The sequence below is a fragment of the Acidiphilium sp. genome (assembly GCF_049977125.1).
Lineage (GTDB): Bacteria > Pseudomonadota > Alphaproteobacteria > Acetobacterales > Acetobacteraceae > Acidiphilium.
In genome coordinates, this window is sequence record NZ_JBMFGY010000053.1 from 1 (window position 1) to 19,815 (window position 19,815).

The window sequence follows — 19,815 nt, forward strand, 5'->3', positions numbered from 1 at the left end:
TGACGCGGATCTATCTGCGTCTCACCGCCTGAAATCGCGCGAAAGCATAACGCTCTAAAGCCGTCATGCTCCAGCGCGCGACCTGGAAGCCAGCGTTATTCCGCCGCCTGTGCCGCTGCCTGGCTCTGGGTGGCCTTGGCGAGCGCGGCCTCGGCCTGCAATGCCGCCGCGCGCCGTTCGACCAGATCCACGACGTGATCGATCATGGCATCGCCCTCGATCGTGTGGTCGGTCTTGCCCGCCGCATAGATCATATGCCGCCCGTTGCCGCCGCCGGTCACGCCGAGGTCGGTCATCAGCGCCTCACCCGGCCCGTTCACGACGCATCCGATGATCGAGAGGGTGATCGGCGTCTCGATATGGGCCAGCCGGTCTTCCAGCTTCGCCACCGTGTCGATCACGTTGAAACCCTGGCGCGCGCAGGACGGGCAGGAAATGATCCGCACGCCGCGGTGGCGGATGCCCAATGATTTCAGAATATCCCAGCCGACCAGAACCTCTTCCTCAGGTTCGGCCGAGAGCGAGACCCGCATGGTGTCGCCGATGCCGGCCCAGAGCAGCGAGCCCAGCCCGATCGACGATTTAACCGTTCCGGTGCGCCGGCCACCCGCTTCGGTGATGCCGATATGGAGCGGATGATCGCACACCTCCGCCAGCTGCTGGTAGGCCGCAACCGCCATGAACACATCCGAGGCCTTCACGCTGATCTTGAATTCGTGGAAATCATGGTCCTGCAGGATCTTGGCGTGTTCGAGCGCCGATTCCACCAGGGCCTCCGGGTTCGGTTCGCCGTATTTTTCAAGCAGATGCCGCTCCAGCGACCCGGCATTGACCCCGATGCGGATCGAACAGCCGTAGTCACGCGCGGCGGTGACCACCTCGCGCACCCGATCGGCGCTGCCGATATTGCCGGGGTTGATCCGCAGGCAGGCCGCGCCGGCCTTGGCGGCCTCGATCGCGCGCTTGTAATGAAAATGAATATCCGCGACGATCGGCACATTGACCTGGCGCACAATATCCGCGAGCGCGGCGGTCGCGGCTTCATCAGGGCAGGAGACCCGCACGATATCGACCCCGGCGCGTTCGGCGCGGTGGATCTGCGCCACCGTCGCGGCGACATCGTCGGTCAGCGTATTCGTCATGGTCTGCACCGTGACCGGCGCATCGCCGCCGACCTTGACGGGTCCCACGCTGATCTGGCGGGATTTGCGGCGGGAGATCATCTGATATTCACGATAATTCATGGCGAGCTTTCGCGTTAAGGGGCCGGGGTGGCGGCGGATTGTGGCGGCGCGGTACCCGATGCTGGCGGGGGGCCGGCCGCGGCGGCGGGTGCGGCGGGGGTAAGCGGGATTTTCCGTATCACGGCGCCATCGGAGCCGAGCGGCGTTCCGGCGACGCCGTTATGCACCAGCACGGTGCCGCCGGCATTGCCCGTGGTGAGGGTCAGGCCCGGCTCATCGGGAACCGGCCAGGTGTCGCCCGCCTTCAGCACCCGGCTGAACAGAATGGTGCCGGTCGGTCCTTGCACCTGCACCCAGCTATTGGCCGTGGCGCTGATCACCAGAGGGTTGCGCGCCGTCGTTGCCGCGGCCGATGCGGTCTGATCCGGGCTGGTCGGGCTGGTCGGGGATGGTGATGTTGAGGCCGTCGCCAGCGCGCTGCTGCCGGGCAGGGGGGGCGAAGCAACGCTGCTCGTGCCGGTCGTCGCCGCGCCGGTGGGCGGCGATGCGGCGGGGGCTGATGGCGGCTGCGGCGATGCCGACGATACTGGCGCCAGGGCAGGTGTCGCAGCACTCGCCATCGCTGATGGCGGGGCGGCCTGCGTGGCGGCGGGGGTCGGCGTCAGGACCACGGGCTTCGATGCCGGTTTCGGCACCGGTGGTTTCGGCACCGCCAGCGGCGCCAGCCGGGCCGGCACGGCGGGGACCATCTGCGCCATTTTCAGCTCATGCTCGGAATGGCGATACCAGAGAAAATAGGCCCCGATCCCGATCACCGCGACCAGGAACACAATGGCGCCCGGCGGCACCGCCCGGTCGGGCACCGGCTCAGGAAACGTCAGATGCGGCTGCTTGGGCTTGGTCATGCCTTCGGCGCGAAACCGGCGCAGGATTTCCTCGGGGTCGAGCCCCATCGTCTCGGCGTAGGAGCGGATGAAGCCGGCGGCATAGGCCGGGGCGGGCAGGGCGGCCAGATCGCCCGCCTCGATCGCTTCGAGAAACGGCAGCCGGATTTTCAGCCGCGCCGCCAGATCCGGCAATTTCCAGCCCAGCCGCTCGCGCACGCCGCGCAGCTCGTTTCCCACCCGCGCGGGACCGCTGAGGCCGGAGCCCTGATAGTCAGGGATCGCCATGTCATTGTCGCGGCTGCCGTTCATACTGTTCATCGCAGACATCACCCGTACGTCCACCACCAAGGGCGTCGGCGGCGCATCGTCATTGCCAATCAAGATATTCATCTACCCCGAACCGTTCAGATCGGCAAACCATGTTCGCGCGCCCACGCGATCAACGGCTCGCGCAGCGAGCCCCCCGCGGCGCCAGCGCGGCGCAATTCGCGCAGCACCGGTCGCATCGTGGCCAGATCGGTCGCGGCGAGCAACGCCTTGACCGGCAGGATCGAGGTGCCGGCCATCGACAGCGTATTGACCCCGATGGCAGCGAACACCAGCGCGTCGAGCGGCCGCCCCGCCGCTTCGCCACAGATCGAAAATCCAACCTCCTCCTCGCCGCAGGCCGCCGCCAGACCCTCGATCAATTCCAGCACGGGCGCCGAGAGAACGTCATAGCGTCCCGCGAGTTTCGGTGTCCCCCGATCGGCCGCGAACAGAAACTGCATCAGATCATTGGTGCCGAGCGAGATGAAATCCGCCTCGGCCAGCAATCCCGGCAATTGGAACAGCAATGCCGGCACTTCGAGCATGGTGCCGACCTCGATTTCGGTCGGCTTGTCGATCAGCTTGGCGGCCTCGGCGTCCAGCAGGTCACGCGCGGCGCGAAACTCCGCCACCGTCGCCACCATCGGAAACATCACCGACAGCCGGTGTCCGGCCGCCCCCATCAAAAGCGCGCGCAGCTGCTTGCGCAGGATCGCCGGCCGATCCAGCCCGACCCGCAGCGAGCGCCAGCCCATCGCCGGGTTTTCCACCACCTCATCCGCCTCGCCCGGCAGCATTTTATCCGCGCCCAGATCGAGCGTGCGGAACACCACGCGCTGCCCGCCGGCGCGTTCGATCACCCGCCGGTAATCGGCGGCCTGCGCCGCGACGCCCGGCACCCGTGCCGCCGCCAATGCTGCAATTTCAGTCCGGTACAGCCCGATCCCCTCCGCCCCGGTACGCGCCAGCTGATCGAGTTCGAACGCGAGGCCGACATTCAGCATCAACGTCAGCCGGGTACCGTCGATCGTCATCGCCGGCCGGTCACGATACACGCTCAACTCGGCGGCACGCGAGGAACGAGCCGCGAGCGCACGGTCGTACAGCGCGATCACTTCCGGGTCCGGCCGCAGGATCAAGGCGCCGGATTCCGCATCGAGCAGAACATCATCGCCCTGTTGCGCCGCCTCGGTCGCGCCCGCCTCGACCGCCAGGGCGGGAATCTCAAGCGCGCGCGCCAGAATCGCGGCGTGCCCGCCCGCGCTCGCCTCCTCGATCGCCACCCCGGCAATCCCGCGCCGGTGCCAGTCCAGCAATTCCGCCGGTCCCAGCCGCCGCACGATCAGGATCATCCCGCCGGCATCGTCGGGCTTGGCGGTGCCGGCGCCCAGGGCGGTCAGCATCCGCTCGATCATGTCCTCGACATCGGCCAGCCGCTCGCGCAGATACGGATCGGCGATCTTGCGCATCCGCCGCCGCAATTCCGATCCCACCTGATCGACCGCGGCTTCCGCCGTCAGCCCGTCGTTGATCGCGCTACGCACCCGCTCGATCCAGCCGGTCCCCTGCGAGATCAGCCGATACGCCTCAAGCACCTCGCGCGTGGCGTGACCCTTCGGCATATGCTCGGCCATCAGACTATCGAGCGATCGTTCGGCGTCGGCCATCGCCTGATCGAGCCGGACGAGTTCGCGCCCCGGATCATCGGCCAGAACATGGCGCGCGCCGGTCGAACGGCCGAACGGCAGGGCAATGCCGCGCACAATGCCGGAGGCCAGCGGATGGCCCGCATACCGCCGCGAGAGCTGATCACCCAGACCACCGGCCGGAATATTGGCAGCCCCCTGTGCTGAGAGAATCTCGCCCAGCAGCATCGCGAGGGTCGAGATCGTTTCGGCCTCCATCGGCGAATAGATCCGCGGATCGGTGCTCTGCACCGCGATCACCCCGAGCGTGCGCCCCGCCCGCCGGATCGGCACCGCCAGCATCGAGGCGTAGCGCTCCTCGCCGGTTTCCGGCCGATAGGCGAATTCCGGGTGATTCTGCGCATCAGGCAGGTTCATCAACTCGCCCTTGGCCGCGGCAAGACCAATGATCCCCTCGCCGACGCGCAGGCGCGTGCGCCCGACCGCGCCGATCCGCAACCCATGGGTGGCGGCGAGTTCGAGCATTTCGCCCGGCCGCGCGACATAGATCGAGCAGACCTCCAGGCTGAGTTCGCTCGCGATCAGTTCCGTCAGCTCCGCCAGGCTGGAATTGCCGGCGGCCAGCCGCTCGCGCAGCTTCGCGAACAATCGCCGCGCCGCTGCGAGCGGTTCGTCGATTGCGCTGGACACGGGATCAGGCAGCGTGGCTTCGGGCATCCGGCGAATTGTTCATGCTGCGGGCGGTATAGGCGGCCTCGGCCTGGCCGATCAGCTCGGCGATGATCGCGGCGACCGGCTGGATTTCGGTCACCATCCCGACCGACTGCCCCGCCATCACCGATCCCTGCTCGACATCCCCCTCAATCACCGCGCGCCGCAGCGCCCCGGCCCAGAAATGCTCGATCGAAAGCTGCGCCGCCTCCCTGGTCAACTCGCCGTCCTGAAACCGCTTCAGCGTCGCCGCCTGATGCGCCAGGAAATTCCGCGTCCCGTCATTGGCCAGACCACGCACCGGAATCACCGGAAACTGCGGATCGAGCTGCACCGAGGGCACCGCATCGCGCGCATTCGCCCGGATGAACGCCGCCTTGAAATTCGCATGTGCAATGCTCTCGCTCGCCGCGGCGAACCGCGTGCCGAGTTGCACGCCCGACGCCCCCATTTCCAGAAACGCCAGAATCGCCTCGCCCCGCCCGATCCCGCCGGCGACGAACACCGGCACCTCGCGGATCACCGGCAGAATTTCCTGCGCCAGCACGGTCAGCGACACCGGGCCGATATGCCCGCCGGCCTCGGAGCCTTCGATCACCAGCGCATCCGCCCCGGATTTGATCAGCCGCTTCGCCAGCACCAGAGCCGGCGCGAAACAAACCAGCTTCGCCCCGCTGTCGCGCACCGCCCGCACCGCCGCACCCGACGGCACGCCGCCGGCCAGCACCACATGGCCGATCTCATGGCGGATGCACACCTCGATCAATTCGAGCAGTTGCGGATGCATCGTGATCAGATTGACCCCGAACGGCTTGCGCGTCAGCGCCTTGGTCGCGGTGATTTCGGCATCGAGCAGGGCCGGGTTCATCGAACCGCAGGCGATCACGCCGAACCCGCCCGCGTTGGAAATCGCCGAGACCAGATGCCGCTCGCTCACCCAGCTCATCGCCCCGCCCATGATCGCGGTCTCGGTGCCGAGGAAGGCACAGCCGCGCGCCCAGAGATGACCCAGAATACCCATCAGACCACGTCCAACCCATAGGCGGTATGCAGCGCCCGCACCGCCAACTCGGTATATTCGGCGGCGATCAGCACGCTCACCTTGATCTCGCTGGTCGAGATCACGAGAATATTGATCCCCCGCCCGGCGAGCGCGCGAAACATCGTCCCCGCCACCCCGGCATGGCTGCGCATCCCGACCCCCACCACCGAAATCTTCGCGACATCCGCATCGATCGAAAGCTCGGCATACTGGATTTCGTCATGCATCGACTCAAGCACCGCCCGCGCGCGCGGCAGTTCGGTCTTGTTCAGCGTGAACGTCATATCGGTCGTGCCATCCTCGGAGACGTTCTGCACGATCATATCGACATTGATGCTCGCCTCGGCCAGCGGCCCGAACACCGACGCCGCAACCCCCGGCCGGTCCGGCACCCGCCGGATGGTGACTTTCGCCTCATCCCGCGAATAGGCGATGCCGGCGACGATTTCCTGTTCCACGATCTCATCCTCATCAACGACCAGGGTTCCCTCTGCGTCCGAAAAACTGGAGAGGACCTGAACCCGCACGCGTTCCTTCATCGCCAGCTCGACCGACCTTGTCTGCAACACCTTGGCACCGACCGAAGCCAGCTCCAACATCTCCTCATAGGTGATGGCGGCAAGTTTACGCGCCTTGCGCACGATCCGCGGATCGGTGGTGTAGATCCCGTCGACATCGGTATAAATGTCGCACCGATCCGCCCCGATCGCCGCCGCCACCGCGACCGCCGAGGTATCCGACCCGCCGCGCCCCAGCGTCGTGATCCGCTTGTCCGGCCCAATCCCCTGAAACCCCGCGATCACCGGTACCTGACCCGCCTGCATCCGCCGGATCAGCTCCGCCCCGTCGATCGAATTGATCCGCGCCTTGCCGTGCTGCCCATCGGTCGCCACCGGGATCTGCCAGCCGGTCCAGGACCGCGCCTCGACCCCAAGCGTCTGCAACGCGATCGCGAGCAACCCCACCGTCACCTGCTCGCCGGTCGCCACCACCGTGTCATATTCCCGCGCGTCATACAGAGGCGACAAATCCTGGCACCACGCCACGAGCTGGTTGGTCGCCCCCGCCATCGCCGAGGTCACCACGGCCACTTCATCCCCCGCATCCACCGCGCGTTTCACCCGCGCCGCGACATTGCGAATCCGCTCCAGATCGGCGACCGATGTGCCGCCGAATTTCATCACGATACGCGCCATAACGATCCGTTCGTTGCCGTGGAAATCTTGCCGGCGCTCCCGGCACGCTTGCCGCTTCGCCCCCGCGCGCTCACATAACGGGCGAGGCGGCAGAGAGCAATGCGAGGACGCATGAACACCATGGCACGACAATCATCCGCCGACCCGAGCGAGGTCGGCAAATTCGACGCTCTGGCCAGCCGCTGGTGGGACCGGTCAGGCCCGATGCGCCCGCTCCACGCCATGAATCCCGCCCGCGCCGCCTGGATCATGCAGCGAATCCGCGCCCAATACGCCACCGGGCCGGTCCGTCTGCTCGATGTCGGCTGCGGCGCCGGTCTCCTCTCCGAAAGCCTTGCCCGCGCGGGCTGCCGCGTCACCGGCATCGATGCCGCGCCCGAGACCATCGAGGTCGCCCGCGCCCATGCGGCGGCTCAGGGTCTGACCATCACCTACCGCGCAGCCGAAACCACCGATCTGCGCGCCGAAGGACTCCGGTTCCCGGTCATCACCGCGCTCGAAGTGATCGAACACGTGCCCGACCCGCAGGGCTTCCTCAACGACCTCGCCGCCCTGCTCGAACCCGGCGGCCTCCTCTTCATCTCGACGCTGAACCGCACCGCGCAATCCTTCGCCATCGCCAAACTCGGCGCCGAATATCTCCTCCGCCTGCTCCCGGTCGGCACCCACGCCTGGTCGCGCTTCATCACCCCCGGCGAACTCGCCATCCTGTGCCGTAACGCCGGACTTTGCCTGAGCGACATCGCCGGCCTGGTGCCCACCCCCCTGACCGGCGGCTTCCGCGCCGCGCGCAATCTGTCGGTGAACTATATCGCGCTCGCGCGGAACTGATTGCTGCCCGCCCTCACGCCGCCCGGGGCGGGAGATGGCTCTGGCACAAGCCGATCAACCCCTTCAGCAGCGTCACCGGGTCAGGCGGGCATCCCGGTATCCGCAGATCGACCGGCAATAACCGATCGAGCGCCCCCGCGCAGGCGGGGCTGTCAGCGAATAATCCGCCGCTGCAGGCGCAGTCGCCGATCGCGACGACGAATTTCGGCGCCGGCATCGCCTGATACGTCAAATGCAGCGCCTCGCGCATAGTGCTGGTGGTCGGCCCGGTCACCATCAGCACATCGGCATGGCGGGGCGAGGCGACGAATTTCAGCCCGAATCGCTCCAGATCATAAAAGGCGTTGCTCAGCGCGATGATTTCCAGCTCGCAGCCATTGCACGACCCGGCATCGACCTCGCGGATCGACAGCGAGCGCCCCAGAAGCTGCCGGGCGACGCGGTCGAGTTCCCCCGCCAGCGCCGCTTTTTCCGCGTCGGTCACCAGCGGCGGCGGTTCGGTCAGCTTGCCGCGAAACAGACTCTCGATCAGGGTTTTGCGCATGGGAACCTACAGGTCGCAGCCGGAATAACTCGGGTTGAACGATTTATTGCAGAGCGGAAAATCCGCGACGATATTGCCCTCGATCGCGGTCTCCAGCGCCGGCCAGAAAAACCACGACGGATCGCGCAGCATCACATCCTCGACCAGACCGCCCCGCAGCCGGACATGGGCGAAAATATCGCCGCGAAACCCTTCGATCAGCGCATGGCCGGTGCGGGCGCTGGACGTCTCCGGCAGGGTGATCCGCAGCGCGCCTTGCGGCAGGCCCGCCAACAGCTCGAGGATCAGCGCGATGCTCTGATCCAGCTCCGCGACGCGCAGCCGGATTCGCGCATCGACATCGCCGGCGGTGAACCCCGGCACGGCAAGGGTCATCGGATCATAGGGCGGGTAGGGCGCATCGCGCCGCGCGTCGAAATCCTGGCCCGAGGCGCGGCCAACATAGCCGCCGCAGCCGAGCCGTTGGGCGATCGCCGGGTCGAGCCGCCCGCTGGTCACCACGCGATCCTGCAACGAAGCGGTCTTTTCATAGAGTTCGAACAAACGCCCCCACGGCGCGCGCAACGCGGCGAGCGTGGTTTGGATCAGCAGGGCGTCGGCCTCGGCCAGATCGGCCGCGACCCCGCCGGGGATGATCCGGTCCATCATCAGCCGATGACCGAAACATGTGGCGGACAGGCGCAATACCCGTTCGCGCAGCACGGCGGTCAGCGCGTTCATCAGCGGAAACCCGCTGTCGTTGCAGATCGCGCCGATGTCGCCGAAATGATTGGCCAGGCGTTCAAGCTCGGCCATGATGCCGCGCAGCGCGGCGGCGCGCGGCGGTGGCGCGATGCCGAGCGCCTGCTCCACCGCGCGGGCGAAGGCGAAGGCGTAGCCCACCGTCGAATCGCCGGAAATCCGCCCCGCCAGCAGCGCCGCATGATCGATCGTCCGGCCCCGCATCAACCCGATCGTGCCCTTATGGGCATAGCCGAGCCGCGCCTCGAGCCGCACGATAGTGTCGCCATTGACCGAGAACCGGAAATGCCCCGGCTCGATCGTGCCGGCATGCACCGGGCCGACCGGAATTTGATGAACCCCCGCCCCGCTCACCGGTTTGAACGCATAGGCGCCGCGATGATCGAGCCAGGGCCGCGGGTCCGGCGCGCCATCGGCGATCAGCCCGTGCAGGTCGCACAAGGCCCGTTCCATCAGGCCCGCCCCCGGATGATGCCGCGCGATCGAGGGGAAATGCCCCGCATCGGCCATCAGGCTGAGCACGCTCACCGCCCCCGATCCGCGGGGCCGCCCGGCCAGATGCACCACGCGCCCATCGCCCGCCGGCTCGGCCCAGAGGGCAACGAACACCGACTCCCCGCGCGCCAGATCGGCCGCGGCGTCCTGCCAGCTGGTTTGATCGACCATCATCGCCATCTCATCCCAACAAGGTCGCGACATGGGCAAACCAGGCATATAAAAACGCCGGCATCGCGATGCCGATCAGCAGCACGATGCCGAGATGCAGAAAAATCGGCACCGACGAGGCGGTGATCGCATGCGACCCCTCGCTCGGCTCACCGAAACACACCGAGGTCATCCGCAGCAACAGCGCGCCGAACGCGAGCAGAATGCCCAACCCCAGCAGCACCGCCAGCACCGGCGCCTGTGCGAAGGTCGAGGTGATCAGCAGGAATTCCGAGGTAAAAATACCGAACGGCGGCAGCCCGGCGATGGCGGCGACCCCGGCCACCAGAGTCCAGCCGAGCAGCGGGTGGCTTTTGGTCAGGCCGGTGATCGCCGCGATCTTCTGGGTGCCCTTGGCCTGCGCGATATGCCCGACCGAGAAGAAAATCGCGGATTTGGTCAGCGAGTGCATCATCATTTGCAGCAATCCCGCAATATTGCCGAGCGGCCCGCCAATGCCGAAGGCGAAGGCGATGATGCCCATGTGCTCGATCGAGGAATAGGCGAACATGCGTTTGATGTCGCGCCGCCGATACAGCATGATCCCGGCGAAAAACAACGAAAGCAGCCCGACCCCGATCATCAGGATACCCGGCTCGATCGTCGCATGACTCATCGCCAGCAACACCTTGAACCGCAGGATCGCATAGAGGGCGACATTGAGCAGCAGCCCCGACAGCACGGCCGAAATCGGCGTCGGCCCCTCGGCATGGGCATCGGGCAGCCAGGCATGCATCGGCACCAGCCCGGCCTTGGTGCCATAGCCGATCAGCAGGAAAATGAACCCCACATTCAGCAGCGCCGGGTCGAGCCTTGCGGCATGGCCCAGCAGATTGGTCCATTGCATCGCCCCCATGCCGACGCCGAGCACCGGCTTGGCCGCCAGATAGATCAGGATGGTGCCGAACAGCGCGAGCGCGATGCCGACGCTGCCGAGAATGAGATATTTCCACGACGCCTCGATCGAGGCGGGGGTGCGATAAATCCCCACCATCATCACGGTCGAAAGCGTCGCGAGTTCGACGCCGAACCACATCAGCCCCAGATTGTTGGTGATCAGCGCGAGGTTCATCCCCACCATCATCACCTGATACATCGCATGATAGAACCGCAGATACCGCGGCGTCAGATGCCCGGTCTGTAATTCATGCGCGATATAGCTCGCGCTGAACACGCTGGTGGTGAAACCGACGAAGCCGTTCAGCAGCAGGAACACGATGTTCAGATCATCGATCAGGAACAGCGTGCCCGGCGCCGGCCGGTGCCAGAGCAGCACGCAGGACGCGGCGATGGTGAGGAAACTCGCGGCCACATTGATCCGCGAGGCCAGCCGCCACGCCGGCACCACCGCAAGCACCATCGCCGCCACCGCCGGAATGGCGATGGTGGCGATCACCGCGTCGAACGCCACGCCGCTCATGAAACCTCTCCGCGAAACGCATCGAGGGCGGTGCTGTCCACCGTGTCGAATCGCTCGCGAATGCGGAACAGAAACACCCCGATCACGATAAAGGCGATCAGGATCGAGAAAGCGACGCTGATCTCCACCACCAGCGGCATCCCCTGCGCCCCGGCGGCGGCCAGGATCAGGCCGTTTTCCAGCGACATGAACCCCGCGATCTGGCTCACCGCGTTGCGCCGCGTCACCATCATCAGCATGCCGAGCAAAATCACCGAGAGCGCGAGCGCCACATCCTCGCGCGCCAGCGCATCGGCATGGGCGGCGGTCCGCAGCATCACCACCATCGATAACGCAACCAGCCCGATCCCGCCCAGCATGGTCAGGCTGATCCCGCCGACCGCCTCGACCTGACGATGAATCCCGAGCCGCTCGACCATCCGGTGCAACGCGATCGGAATGACGATCGCCTTGAACCCGAGTGCCAGTCCGGCGGTGATGTAAAGCTCGGGCGCGTGCTGGATATAGGCCTGCCATCCCACGGCGAGGCCGAGCACGGCGGCATGCAGCGCCAGCACGTTGATCACCGAGGACAGCCGGTCCTGATACAGCATCATGAAACTCACCAGCACCAGCGCGCCGGCCAGCACATGGGCGATGCTCAGCGAGGTTGCCGGCGAGATCAGGGACATCACATGATCCATCACAAACTGGCCGATACAAACAACAGCAGCGTGCCCAGCAACCCGAGCATCAGGGCGGCGCCGAGGAAATTCGGCACCCGGAAGACGCGCATCTTGGCGATCGCGGTCTCGAAAATCGCGAGCAATACCGAACCGATCGTCAGCTTCGCCAGATAGGCGAGCAGCCCGAGCAGCAATGCCCAGGGCAGGGCGCCGGGGCCGGCGATCGCGATCGGTGCAAAAATACACGCGATCAGCGACAGATACAGCGTGAGCTTGAGCGCGTGGGCAAGCTCGATCAGCGCCAGATGCCGCCCGGAATATTCCAGCACCATCGCCTCATGCACCATGGTCAGTTCCAGATGGGTCGCGGGATTATCGACCGGAAACCGCCCGGTCTCCGCCAGCGACACGATCACCAGCGCCACCAGCCCCATCGCCAGCGACAGGCGCAACCCCTGTGTGCCGCCATGCATGAACGTCGCGATCACCGACAACTGGCTCGATCCGGCCACCAGCGCCACGGTGAACACAATCATCAGCATCGCCGGTTCGGCGAGCGAGGCGAACATCGCCTCGCGGCTCGCCCCCAGACCGCCGAACGCGGTGCCGATGTCGAGCGCGGCCAGCATCTGGAAAAACCGCGCCGTGCCGAGCAGCGCCACGATCACGATCAGGTCGCCCGACCATGAAAACAGCAGATTGGTGCCAAAACTCGGCACCAGCGAGGCCGATACCCAGGTCGTCGCGAAAATCAGATAGGGCGCGGCGCGAAATATCCATGACGCATCGGTGGCGACGATCGAGTCTTTGCCGATCAGCTTGGCCAGATCGCGATAGATCTGCAAGACCGGCGGCCCGGCCCTTCGTTGCAGCCGCGCCTTCAGCACCCGCACGCCCCCCGCGAGCAGCGGCGCCAGCGCGAGCATCAGCGCCATCTGGAAAAATTGCAGCAGCAACGGCGTGATCAACCCCATAGCGCGATCCAGGCGAGCAGGGCGACCAGCGCCATGAACACGAAGGCGAGATAGCGCCGGATGGTCAGGAACTGCAGCCGGTTCGCCCGGTCGGCGATCCAGCCGATCCCGCCGACCAGCGGCGTATAAATCACGCCCCAGGCCGGATCGGTCCAGCGCAGGCCAAGCCGGGCAGGGGTCATCTCCCCCGGTGGCGGCATCACCACATCATCGCGCGCGCGAAACACCACGGCGGCGAACACCCGGCGGATCGGCTGGGCGAAGCCCGACGGCGAATATTGCGTCACCAGCGTGCCCGAAGGCGGGCCGAACTCCTGATAGCCGCAGCCCCAGGCCGGCGCGCGGCGGGTGATGCGCGAGCCGAACCGGCGCAGCGCCAGCGCGGCCGCGCCGGCGCTGATCGCAATGAACATCGCGATCAGCAGCGGATCATACGAACTCTGGCTGGCCCTGACCGGAATGATCGTCAACCACGACAAACCCGCCTGCGTCGGCACGCGCGCGCCGAGCAATTCATGCGTCACCGGCGCAAACAAATCGATCACCAGCCCCGGCAGCAGACCGGCGGCGACGCACAGCGCCGCCAACCCGATCATCGCGGCGCGCGAGAGGGCGTCGGTCTCCTGCGCGGTGGCGGCACGCGCGCTGCGCGCCCGGCCGAGATAGGCGATGCCGAACAACCGCACGAAACAGGCCGAGGCAAACGCGGCGGCCAGCGCCACCAGCGCGCCGATCGCCGGCACCGCCAGTTTCAAACCAAATTGCGGCAGCGCCGGGCTCAGCAGGATCGCCTGCAACAGCAGCCATTCCGAGGCGAACCCGTTGAGCGGCGGCAGCGCCGCGATCGCCATCGCCGCGATCAGCATCGGCACCGCGCTGATCTTCATCCGATGGATCAGCCCGCCCAATTGCCCCAGATCGCGCGTGCCGGTGGCGTGCTGGATCGCGCCCGCGCCAAAAAACAGCGTCGATTTGAACAGCATGTGGTTCATCGCATGAAACAGCGCCGCCGCCAGCGCCAGCGCCGCGGCGACCATCATGCCATCGGCCTTGAACGCCAGCGCGAGGCCCAGCCCGACGAAAATCAACCCGACATTCTCGATCGTGCTATAAGCCAGGATCGTCTTGATATCGTCTTCCATCAACGCATACAGCACGCCGAGCACCGCCGTCACCCCGCCGACCAGCAGCACCACCAGCCCCCACCACCAGGCGGCGGGTCCGGCCAGATCGAACACGATGCGGATGAACGCATAGATCGCCACCTTGGTCATCACCCCGCTCATCAGCGCCGAAACATGGCTCGGGGCGGCGGGATGCGCGCGCGGCAGCCACACATGCAGCGGCACCAGCCCCGCCTTCGACCCCGCGCCGAGCAACGCCAGAATCATCACCGCCGCCCCGGTCCAGGACGCACGATGCATGCTCTGCATGGCGGCGAATGAATAATTGCCCGCCGCCCCCGCGAGCAGGCCGAAACACAGCAGCAGCGCCAGCGTGCCGGCGCTCGCCATCAACAAATAAATAATCCCGGCCCGCCGCGTCTCCGCCTCGGTGTGATGCGCCATCACCAGCGCCCAGGACGCCAGCGACATCACCTCCCAGCACAGCAGAAACCCGTAGGCATCGGCCGCGATCACCACCAGGTTCATCGCCGCCAGAAACACCGGATAGAACGGCAGAATCCGCCACGGCTCATGCTCGTGCCGGCCATAACCGAGCCCGAACAAACTCGCCGCCGCCGCCCCGAGATCCACAATGATCAGAAACGCCGCCGCCAGCGCGTCCATCGAGAAATGCATGCCCAACCGCGGCAGGCCGATCGGCAGCACCACCGCCGTCTCCGGCGCGAGGCCCAACCCCAACTGCGCCACCGAAGCCACCAGCGCCACCAGCGCGACGCCGAGCGATCCGCCATATACCACCACCCGGCCGATCGGCCGGCGGCCAAGCGCCACCCCCGCCCCGCCCAGAACCAGCCACGCCAGCGCGCAGACCAGGATAACCGGGGTCACAACGCGTCACTCCGGAGGCGAACGCCGCGCCCTGCGGCGCCATCCAGCGCATCGCCCGGCCGGATCACGATCACACCGGCGCGATCGAGCGCATCGAGCAGTTTCATCAACGAATCCACATTGCCGCGAATCACCCCGTCGCTGCCCTCCATCCGCTGGATCGTCGGCAACGACAGACCAGCGAGTTCCGCCAGCTCCTTCTGATCAATCCCCAGAAGCGCGCGGGCAGCCTTGAGTTGACCAGCAGAAATCATGTTTCAAACATCAAAAAAACCATAAAAAAATTGATAAACCATTTTTCATCCCGATGCTGTGCCGAATCCACACATCAGCCTTGCTTCCGCCCGGCCCGATGACCCACCCGATCATCGCCGGTCCCGGACATCATTCGTTAAGAATTATACAGCATAGAGTAGGTCACTAACGCTGACAAAACGTCAAAGCGCCAATATCGACCAATTATTAACTAATGATTTGGTTAATAATGTGCAGGAGTCAGCGTATGAGCGGCGTTACCAACCTCACCACCGTCTCGTCAGCCCAACCCGTCCTCAGCCTCGGCGTCACCCTCGCCAGCCCGACCACCGCGCCGCCCGCGCCCACCACGGACGGACACATGGTGTTCGACCTGATCAGCGAACCCGGCACCACGCTCTCAAGTCAGGCGCAAACGGCCCTGACCGCTGCCGCCCAGTATCTCGGCGCGCTGATCCAGGACCCGGTCACCATCACCATCGGCGTCGCGATGACCGATCAAGGTGCGAATGGCGACCTCGCCACCGGCACGCCCGGCTATATCTATGCCCTGCCGCTCGCCCAGGTCGAACAGCATCTCACCGCCAACGACCCCGCGCTCGCGAGCGTCCTGCCCGCAACCCTGCCGAGCGGCGTCTATGGCCAGGTATTCGTCTCGGCATCCGAGGAAAAAGCCTGGGGCCTGCCGACCGGCAATTCCAACCCCTACAACGGCTCGATCACCTTCAACAGTTTCTACACCACCAACGCCAATTACGGCACCGCGATCACCACCGCCAACGCCAACCCCTCGGAGGAGGATTTCGTCGGTGTCGCCCTGCACGAACTCACCCACGCGCTCGGCCGCGTCACCGACAATGTCTCGAAAATCGCCGGCCTCTACGAGTTCGGCCCGCTCAACCTGTTCCGCTTCACCGCCCCCGGCACGCTCGAAATCGCCGGCGCCGATTTTGGCGGCGGTTCCTACAGCGCCGCCCTGCCATATTTCTCCACCAACGATGGTCTGACCGCGCTCGAAACCTTCGCCGGCCCCAGCCATGCCGACTGGAACGCCGCCGTCAGCCGCTACGACGCGCTCAACCTTCAGGCGCCGCTCGGCTTCGCGACAATCTCGGCCAACGACGTCACCATGATGAACGCCCTCGGTTTCGCCATGGTCGCCCCCGGCACCGCGCCGGCGCTCCCGGCCACCATCACCGCCACGCTGGCGAGCGATCTTGCCACCGTGCTCGGCGGCGGCGGCAGCTATCAGGCCACGCTGAACGGCGGCAACGCGGTCACAATCTCCGGCAGCACCACCGCCAAACTCGCCGACCTCGCCGGCACCGACACGATCATCGCCACCGGCTCGGCCTCGGTCTTCGGCTTCAACGCCATCGGCTATGCCGGACAGATCGATTTCATCAACGCCTCGAGCGCCCCGGTCTCCCTCGTCGACAATGAGGGATCGGTCACCATGAGCGGCGGCGCCGGCGGCGGCACCGTCACCGGCGGCACCGCCGGCAACAACTCGATCATCGGCGGCAGCGGCGCGCTGTTCGCCACCGGCGGCGGCACCAACTCCCTGGTCATCGTCAATTCCGCGCAGACCAACTACCTCTTCGCCGGCGTCGGCAACGAAACCCTGATCGCCAATCCCGGCACCGGCACCAATTTGTTCGACTGCAATCCCGGCGCCGCCGGCGACCTGATGATCGCCAACGGCGCCGGCACCCAATATTTCTTCGGCAGCGCCGGCACTGCCACCATCACCGGCTCCACCATCCCCGGCGCCACCAACATCTTCTTCATGGGCTCATCGCTCGGCGGCGCCAGCGCGGTGGTGACCAATTTCGGCCAGATCACCGGCACGATCGACACGACCGACAACGCCGTGATCCAATCCGTCGCCAACACCACCTATGCCGGGGCCGCCGGCGCGCTGATCACCTTGAACGATGGCACAAGGATCACCCTTCTCGGTGTGCAATCGAACAGCCTGACCTACACGATCGGCGGCACCAGCGTCACCTGAACCTCACCCAACCGGCTTGATCCCCAGCGCCGTCAGCATCGCCTGTCGCACCGCGGCATCGGCCAGAATATCCTCGATCAGCTGCGGCCAGGGCAGCCGCGCCCGCCGCACCGCCTCATCCAGAGTCAGCGCGATCGGCGATTGCGGCTCGGTGCGCCGGAAAAACGCGGCAATCTCGCTCAATTGCGCCAGCGCATCCTCGCGCGTCCGCACCCCCCCCTTTGTCCCTGCCTCGATCCCGCCCGCCCCCTCGTTGCCGCCCGCCTCAGCCATGTCATCCGCCATCCCCGCAGCGATCGCCGCCGCCTCAACCGCCACCGCCGGCGCATACCGCCGCGCGATCTGAATAATCTGCCCGATGATCTCGCTCACCCGGCTGGTCGGCGGCGAGTCCGCCCCCGCCACCGCATCGAACCGCGCCGCCATCGCCTGCCACGCCGCCAGCGCCCCCTGCGCCGCCTGCGCGAGGGCGGTGAAATGCGCCACCCCCGCCGCCCGCGCCTCGTTTTCCAACTTCGCGAAATCCGCCACCCCCGCCGCCAGCCGCGCCGCCCGGCGCTTGGCATCGCCCAGCCCGGCGGTCTCCTCGGCCTGCTGATACTGAAACAGCATCACCACCGCGCCATCCCCGGCGGTGAACAGCGCCAGCTTGCGCAACGGCTGGATCAGCGTGCCGTCGCCACCCACCCCGTTCAACCCGGCCACCGGCGCCAGCCGCGTCTCCATGCCGTCCTCATCGGGCAGCGGATGCACGACATCCCAATAGTGCGCGGCATAGGATTCGAGCAGCGCCGCCCCTTCGGCCAGCCCGCCCAGCCCGGCATCGCGCACCAGCGCCTCGGTCAGCCAGCAGGCGATCTCCAGATCATGCGCGCGCACCAGCGCCGCGCGTGACAATTGCAAGACATTCCGCCAATGCGGCGCCACCTCCGGTTCGAGCGACGCATCCGCATCCGCCGCCCGTTCCGCCGCCCGCGCGTCCGATCGCGCGTCGCGCAGCCGGTAATAGATCGATTGCGCCGTATAATCCGCCCGCAGATCAGCGCCGCACGGCGCGTCGGCGGCAATAGGTTCTAACAATTCATTAATGTTGATTGCCATGCATAACATCCAGTGTGACAGAGGTCATACCATCATCTTGTTGCAAGTTCTTAATCTGGACAAGTCGAATATTAACTCATAATATTCAACCAGAACATTCTTTAGTCGTAATAACCGACATAACCGTCGGTCAGTGAGGGGAGCGGATGGCGGCCATCGATCTCAAATCGCTGATTGCGCGATTGAACGACCCGTGCCGCCGCAGCCTCGAAGCCGCGGCGGGCCTCACGCTCTCGCGCAGCCATTACAATGTCGAGATCGAACACTGGCTGCTCAAACTCGCCGATGGCACCGACACCGACATTCCCCTGATCCTCCGCCATTACGAGATCGACCACGGTCGTTTCCTGATCGACCTCAACCGCGCGCTCGACAAACTGAAAACCGGCAACGCCCGCGCCCCCGCCCTGGCACCGGATGTGATCGAGCTCGCCAAACAAGCCTGGCTGCTCGCCTCGATCGAGCACGGCCTCTCGCGCACCCGCTCCGGCCACCTGCTCTGGGCGCTGCTGTCGGACGAAACCCTCGCCCGCCGCGCCCGCGAAGCCTCCAGCCAGCTCCTGAAAATCCAGCCGGACGCGCTGAAACGTGATATTCTGACGATCACGGCAAATTCATCCGAAGCCCACAGTGCCACGCTGGCAACCGACGGCGCCCCCGCCACCGGCGCCGATGACGGCACCCCCCGCCCCGGCGGCTCGGCCGCGCTCGACCAGTTCACCGAAGACCTCACCGCCCGCGCCCGCGCCGGCCGGATCGACCCCATCCTCGGCCGCGATGTCGAAATCCGCCAAACCATCGACATCCTGACCCGCCGCCGCCAGAACAACCCCATCCTCACCGGCGAAGCCGGCGTCGGCAAAACCGCCGTGGTCGAAGGCCTCGCCCTGAAAATCGCGCAAGGCGACGTGCCGGATGCGCTCAAACAAGTCATCCTCCGCACGCTCGACATGGCGCTGCTCCAGGCCGGCGCCGGCGTGAAGGGCGAATTCGAAAACCGCCTCAAATCCGTCATCGAGGAAGTCAAAGCCTCACCCCGCCCGATCATCCTGTTCATCGACGAAGCCCACACCATGATCGGCGCCGGCGGTCAGGCCGGCCAGAACGACGCGGCCAACCTCCTCAAACCCGCCCTCGCACGCGGCGAACTCCGCACCATCGCCGCCACCACCTGGGCCGAATACAAAAAATACTTCGAGCGGGACGCCGCGCTCGCCCGCCGCTTTCAGGTCGTCAAAGTCGAGGAACCCTCCGAGCCGATGGCCACCGCGATGATCCGCGGCCTCGTCGCCACCCTCGAAAAACATCACAAGGTCCGGATTCTCGACGAAGCGGTGAGCGAAGCCGTCCGCCTCTCCGCCCGCTACATCCCCTCGCGCCAATTGCCCGACAAAGCGATCTCCCTGATCGACACCGCCTGCGCCCGCGTCGCGATGAGCCAGGCCACCGAACCCGCCCCGATCGAAGACCGCCGCCGCCGCCTCGACCTGATCGACACCGAAACCGGTATTCTGATCCGCGAAATGGCCAGCGGCGGCGAGCATGAAGCCCGCAAGGCGGAACTCGACGAGGAAC

The 19,815-nt window shown here is 66.2% G+C and carries 16 protein-coding genes; 3 read left to right on the plus strand and 13 right to left on the minus strand.

Annotation, left to right across the window (positions count from 1 at the left end; translation table 11 throughout):
- Positions 1 to 95 precede the first annotated feature (95 nt).
- Genes ispG through ACP5E6_RS09910 form a run of 5 tightly spaced genes read right to left on the minus strand, consistent with a single transcriptional unit; the run spans position 96 to position 6,975 of the window.
- Positions 96 to 1,244 (minus strand): flavodoxin-dependent (E)-4-hydroxy-3-methylbut-2-enyl-diphosphate synthase, encoded by a 1,149-nt coding sequence (gene ispG / locus ACP5E6_RS09890; RefSeq protein WP_427954065.1) that lies wholly within the window; start codon positions 1,242 to 1,244, stop codon positions 96 to 98.
- 14 nt (positions 1,245 to 1,258) lie between these two features.
- Positions 1,259 to 2,461 carry a helix-turn-helix domain-containing protein gene (locus ACP5E6_RS09895; protein ID WP_427954066.1) on the minus strand — a complete coding sequence of 401 codons (1,203 nt, stop codon included), beginning with the start codon at positions 2,459 to 2,461 and terminating at the stop codon, positions 1,259 to 1,261.
- Between the two features lie 14 nt (positions 2,462 to 2,475).
- Positions 2,476 to 4,743 (minus strand): phosphoenolpyruvate--protein phosphotransferase, encoded by a 2,268-nt coding sequence (locus ACP5E6_RS09900; protein ID WP_427954067.1) that lies wholly within the window; start codon positions 4,741 to 4,743, stop codon positions 2,476 to 2,478.
- On the minus strand, positions 4,721 to 5,758 hold the full coding sequence (locus ACP5E6_RS09905; RefSeq protein ID WP_427954068.1) for an NAD(P)H-dependent flavin oxidoreductase: 1,038 nt from the start codon (positions 5,756 to 5,758) through the stop codon (positions 4,721 to 4,723). The genes ACP5E6_RS09900 and ACP5E6_RS09905 overlap by 23 nt, the downstream gene beginning before the upstream one ends.
- Positions 5,758 to 6,975: an aspartate kinase gene (locus ACP5E6_RS09910; RefSeq protein ID WP_427954069.1), complete on the minus strand. Its 1,218-nt coding sequence runs from the start codon at positions 6,973 to 6,975 to the stop codon at positions 5,758 to 5,760. Before ACP5E6_RS09910 ends, ACP5E6_RS09905 begins: the two co-directional genes overlap by 1 nt.
- 120 nt (positions 6,976 to 7,095) lie before the next feature.
- Between ACP5E6_RS09910 and ubiG the strand changes: the two genes are divergently transcribed.
- Complete coding sequence (gene ubiG, locus ACP5E6_RS09915; RefSeq protein ID WP_427954070.1) at positions 7,096 to 7,806, plus strand: bifunctional 2-polyprenyl-6-hydroxyphenol methylase/3-demethylubiquinol 3-O-methyltransferase UbiG; 711 nt, start codon at positions 7,096 to 7,098, stop codon at positions 7,804 to 7,806.
- 13 nt (positions 7,807 to 7,819) lie between these two features.
- On the opposite strand, the gene ACP5E6_RS09920 is transcribed toward ubiG, so the two are convergent.
- Genes ACP5E6_RS09920 through ACP5E6_RS09950 form a run of 7 tightly spaced genes read right to left on the minus strand, consistent with a single transcriptional unit; the run spans position 7,820 to position 15,124 of the window.
- Positions 7,820 to 8,350: an NADH-quinone oxidoreductase subunit B family protein gene (locus tag ACP5E6_RS09920; protein ID WP_427954071.1), complete on the minus strand. Its 531-nt coding sequence runs from the start codon at positions 8,348 to 8,350 to the stop codon at positions 7,820 to 7,822.
- A gap of 6 nt (positions 8,351 to 8,356) precedes the next feature.
- Positions 8,357 to 9,760, minus strand: coding sequence for an NADH-quinone oxidoreductase subunit C (locus ACP5E6_RS09925; protein ID WP_427954072.1), 1,404 nt, complete (start codon positions 9,758 to 9,760; stop codon positions 8,357 to 8,359).
- A gap of 7 nt (positions 9,761 to 9,767) precedes the next feature.
- Entirely contained in the window at positions 9,768 to 11,216 is a 1,449-nt protein-coding gene (locus tag ACP5E6_RS09930; RefSeq protein WP_427954073.1) for a hydrogenase 4 subunit F, read from the minus strand.
- Positions 11,213 to 11,887, minus strand: coding sequence for a hydrogenase-4 component E (locus ACP5E6_RS09935; RefSeq protein ID WP_427954074.1), 675 nt, complete (start codon positions 11,885 to 11,887; stop codon positions 11,213 to 11,215). The genes ACP5E6_RS09930 and ACP5E6_RS09935 overlap by 4 nt, the downstream gene beginning before the upstream one ends.
- A gap of 11 nt (positions 11,888 to 11,898) precedes the next feature.
- Positions 11,899 to 12,855 (minus strand): respiratory chain complex I subunit 1 family protein, encoded by a 957-nt coding sequence (locus ACP5E6_RS09940; protein WP_427954075.1) that lies wholly within the window; start codon positions 12,853 to 12,855, stop codon positions 11,899 to 11,901.
- Positions 12,846 to 14,870 carry a hydrogenase 4 subunit B gene (hyfB, locus tag ACP5E6_RS09945; protein ID WP_427954076.1) on the minus strand — a complete coding sequence of 675 codons (2,025 nt, stop codon included), beginning with the start codon at positions 14,868 to 14,870 and terminating at the stop codon, positions 12,846 to 12,848. Before hyfB ends, ACP5E6_RS09940 begins: the two co-directional genes overlap by 10 nt.
- The gene (locus ACP5E6_RS09950) at positions 14,867 to 15,124 is read right to left on the minus strand and encodes a helix-turn-helix domain-containing protein (protein WP_427954077.1); all 258 of its coding nucleotides are present in this window, start codon (positions 15,122 to 15,124) and stop codon (positions 14,867 to 14,869) included. Before ACP5E6_RS09950 ends, hyfB begins: the two co-directional genes overlap by 4 nt.
- 248 nt (positions 15,125 to 15,372) lie before the next feature.
- Here ACP5E6_RS09950 and ACP5E6_RS09955 point away from each other — a divergent pair, with 248 nt between their 5' ends.
- Positions 15,373 to 17,139, plus strand: coding sequence for an NF038122 family metalloprotease (locus tag ACP5E6_RS09955; protein ID WP_427954078.1), 1,767 nt, complete (start codon positions 15,373 to 15,375; stop codon positions 17,137 to 17,139).
- A 3-nt stretch (positions 17,140 to 17,142) separates the two neighbouring features.
- On the opposite strand, the gene tssA is transcribed toward ACP5E6_RS09955, so the two are convergent.
- Positions 17,143 to 18,240, minus strand: a complete 1,098-nt coding sequence (gene tssA / locus ACP5E6_RS09960; protein WP_427954079.1) for a type VI secretion system protein TssA — start codon at positions 18,238 to 18,240, stop codon at positions 17,143 to 17,145.
- Positions 18,241 to 18,386: 146 nt separating this feature from the next.
- On the opposite strand from tssA, the gene ACP5E6_RS09965 reads away from it, so the two are divergent.
- Positions 18,387 to 19,815: AAA family ATPase (locus ACP5E6_RS09965; protein ID WP_427954080.1), on the plus strand; the 1,429-nt coding region annotated here is incomplete at its 3' end.

What these genes read in the sequence shown, in the direction of transcription:
- ACP5E6_RS09905 (WP_427954068.1), bottom strand. Translation starts at nt 5,758, where the DNA reads ATGGGTATTCTGGGTCATCTCTGGGCGCGCGGCTGTGCCTTCCTCGGC.
- ubiG (WP_427954070.1), top strand. Translation starts at nt 7,096, where the DNA reads ATGGCACGACAATCATCCGCCGACCCGAGCGAGGTCGGCAAATTCGAC.
- ACP5E6_RS09935 (WP_427954074.1), bottom strand. Translation starts at nt 11,887, where the DNA reads ATGTCCCTGATCTCGCCGGCAACCTCGCTGAGCATCGCCCATGTGCTG.
- ACP5E6_RS09900 (WP_427954067.1), bottom strand. Translation starts at nt 4,743, where the DNA reads ATGCCCGAAGCCACGCTGCCTGATCCCGTGTCCAGCGCAATCGACGAA.
- ACP5E6_RS09920 (WP_427954071.1), bottom strand. Translation starts at nt 8,350, where the DNA reads ATGCGCAAAACCCTGATCGAGAGTCTGTTTCGCGGCAAGCTGACCGAA.
- ACP5E6_RS09895 (WP_427954066.1), bottom strand. Translation starts at nt 2,461, where the DNA reads ATGAATATCTTGATTGGCAATGACGATGCGCCGCCGACGCCCTTGGTG.
- ACP5E6_RS09940 (WP_427954075.1), bottom strand. Translation starts at nt 12,855, where the DNA reads ATGGGGTTGATCACGCCGTTGCTGCTGCAATTTTTCCAGATGGCGCTG.
- ispG (WP_427954065.1), bottom strand. Translation starts at nt 1,244, where the DNA reads ATGAATTATCGTGAATATCAGATGATCTCCCGCCGCAAATCCCGCCAG.
- ACP5E6_RS09910 (WP_427954069.1), bottom strand. Translation starts at nt 6,975, where the DNA reads ATGGCGCGTATCGTGATGAAATTCGGCGGCACATCGGTCGCCGATCTG.
- ACP5E6_RS09950 (WP_427954077.1), bottom strand. Translation starts at nt 15,124, where the DNA reads ATGATTTCTGCTGGTCAACTCAAGGCTGCCCGCGCGCTTCTGGGGATT.
- ACP5E6_RS09925 (WP_427954072.1), bottom strand. Translation starts at nt 9,760, where the DNA reads ATGATGGTCGATCAAACCAGCTGGCAGGACGCCGCGGCCGATCTGGCG.
- ACP5E6_RS09930 (WP_427954073.1), bottom strand. Translation starts at nt 11,216, where the DNA reads ATGAGCGGCGTGGCGTTCGACGCGGTGATCGCCACCATCGCCATTCCG.
- tssA (WP_427954079.1), bottom strand. Translation starts at nt 18,240, where the DNA reads ATGGCAATCAACATTAATGAATTGTTAGAACCTATTGCCGCCGACGCG.
- ACP5E6_RS09955 (WP_427954078.1), top strand. Translation starts at nt 15,373, where the DNA reads ATGAGCGGCGTTACCAACCTCACCACCGTCTCGTCAGCCCAACCCGTC.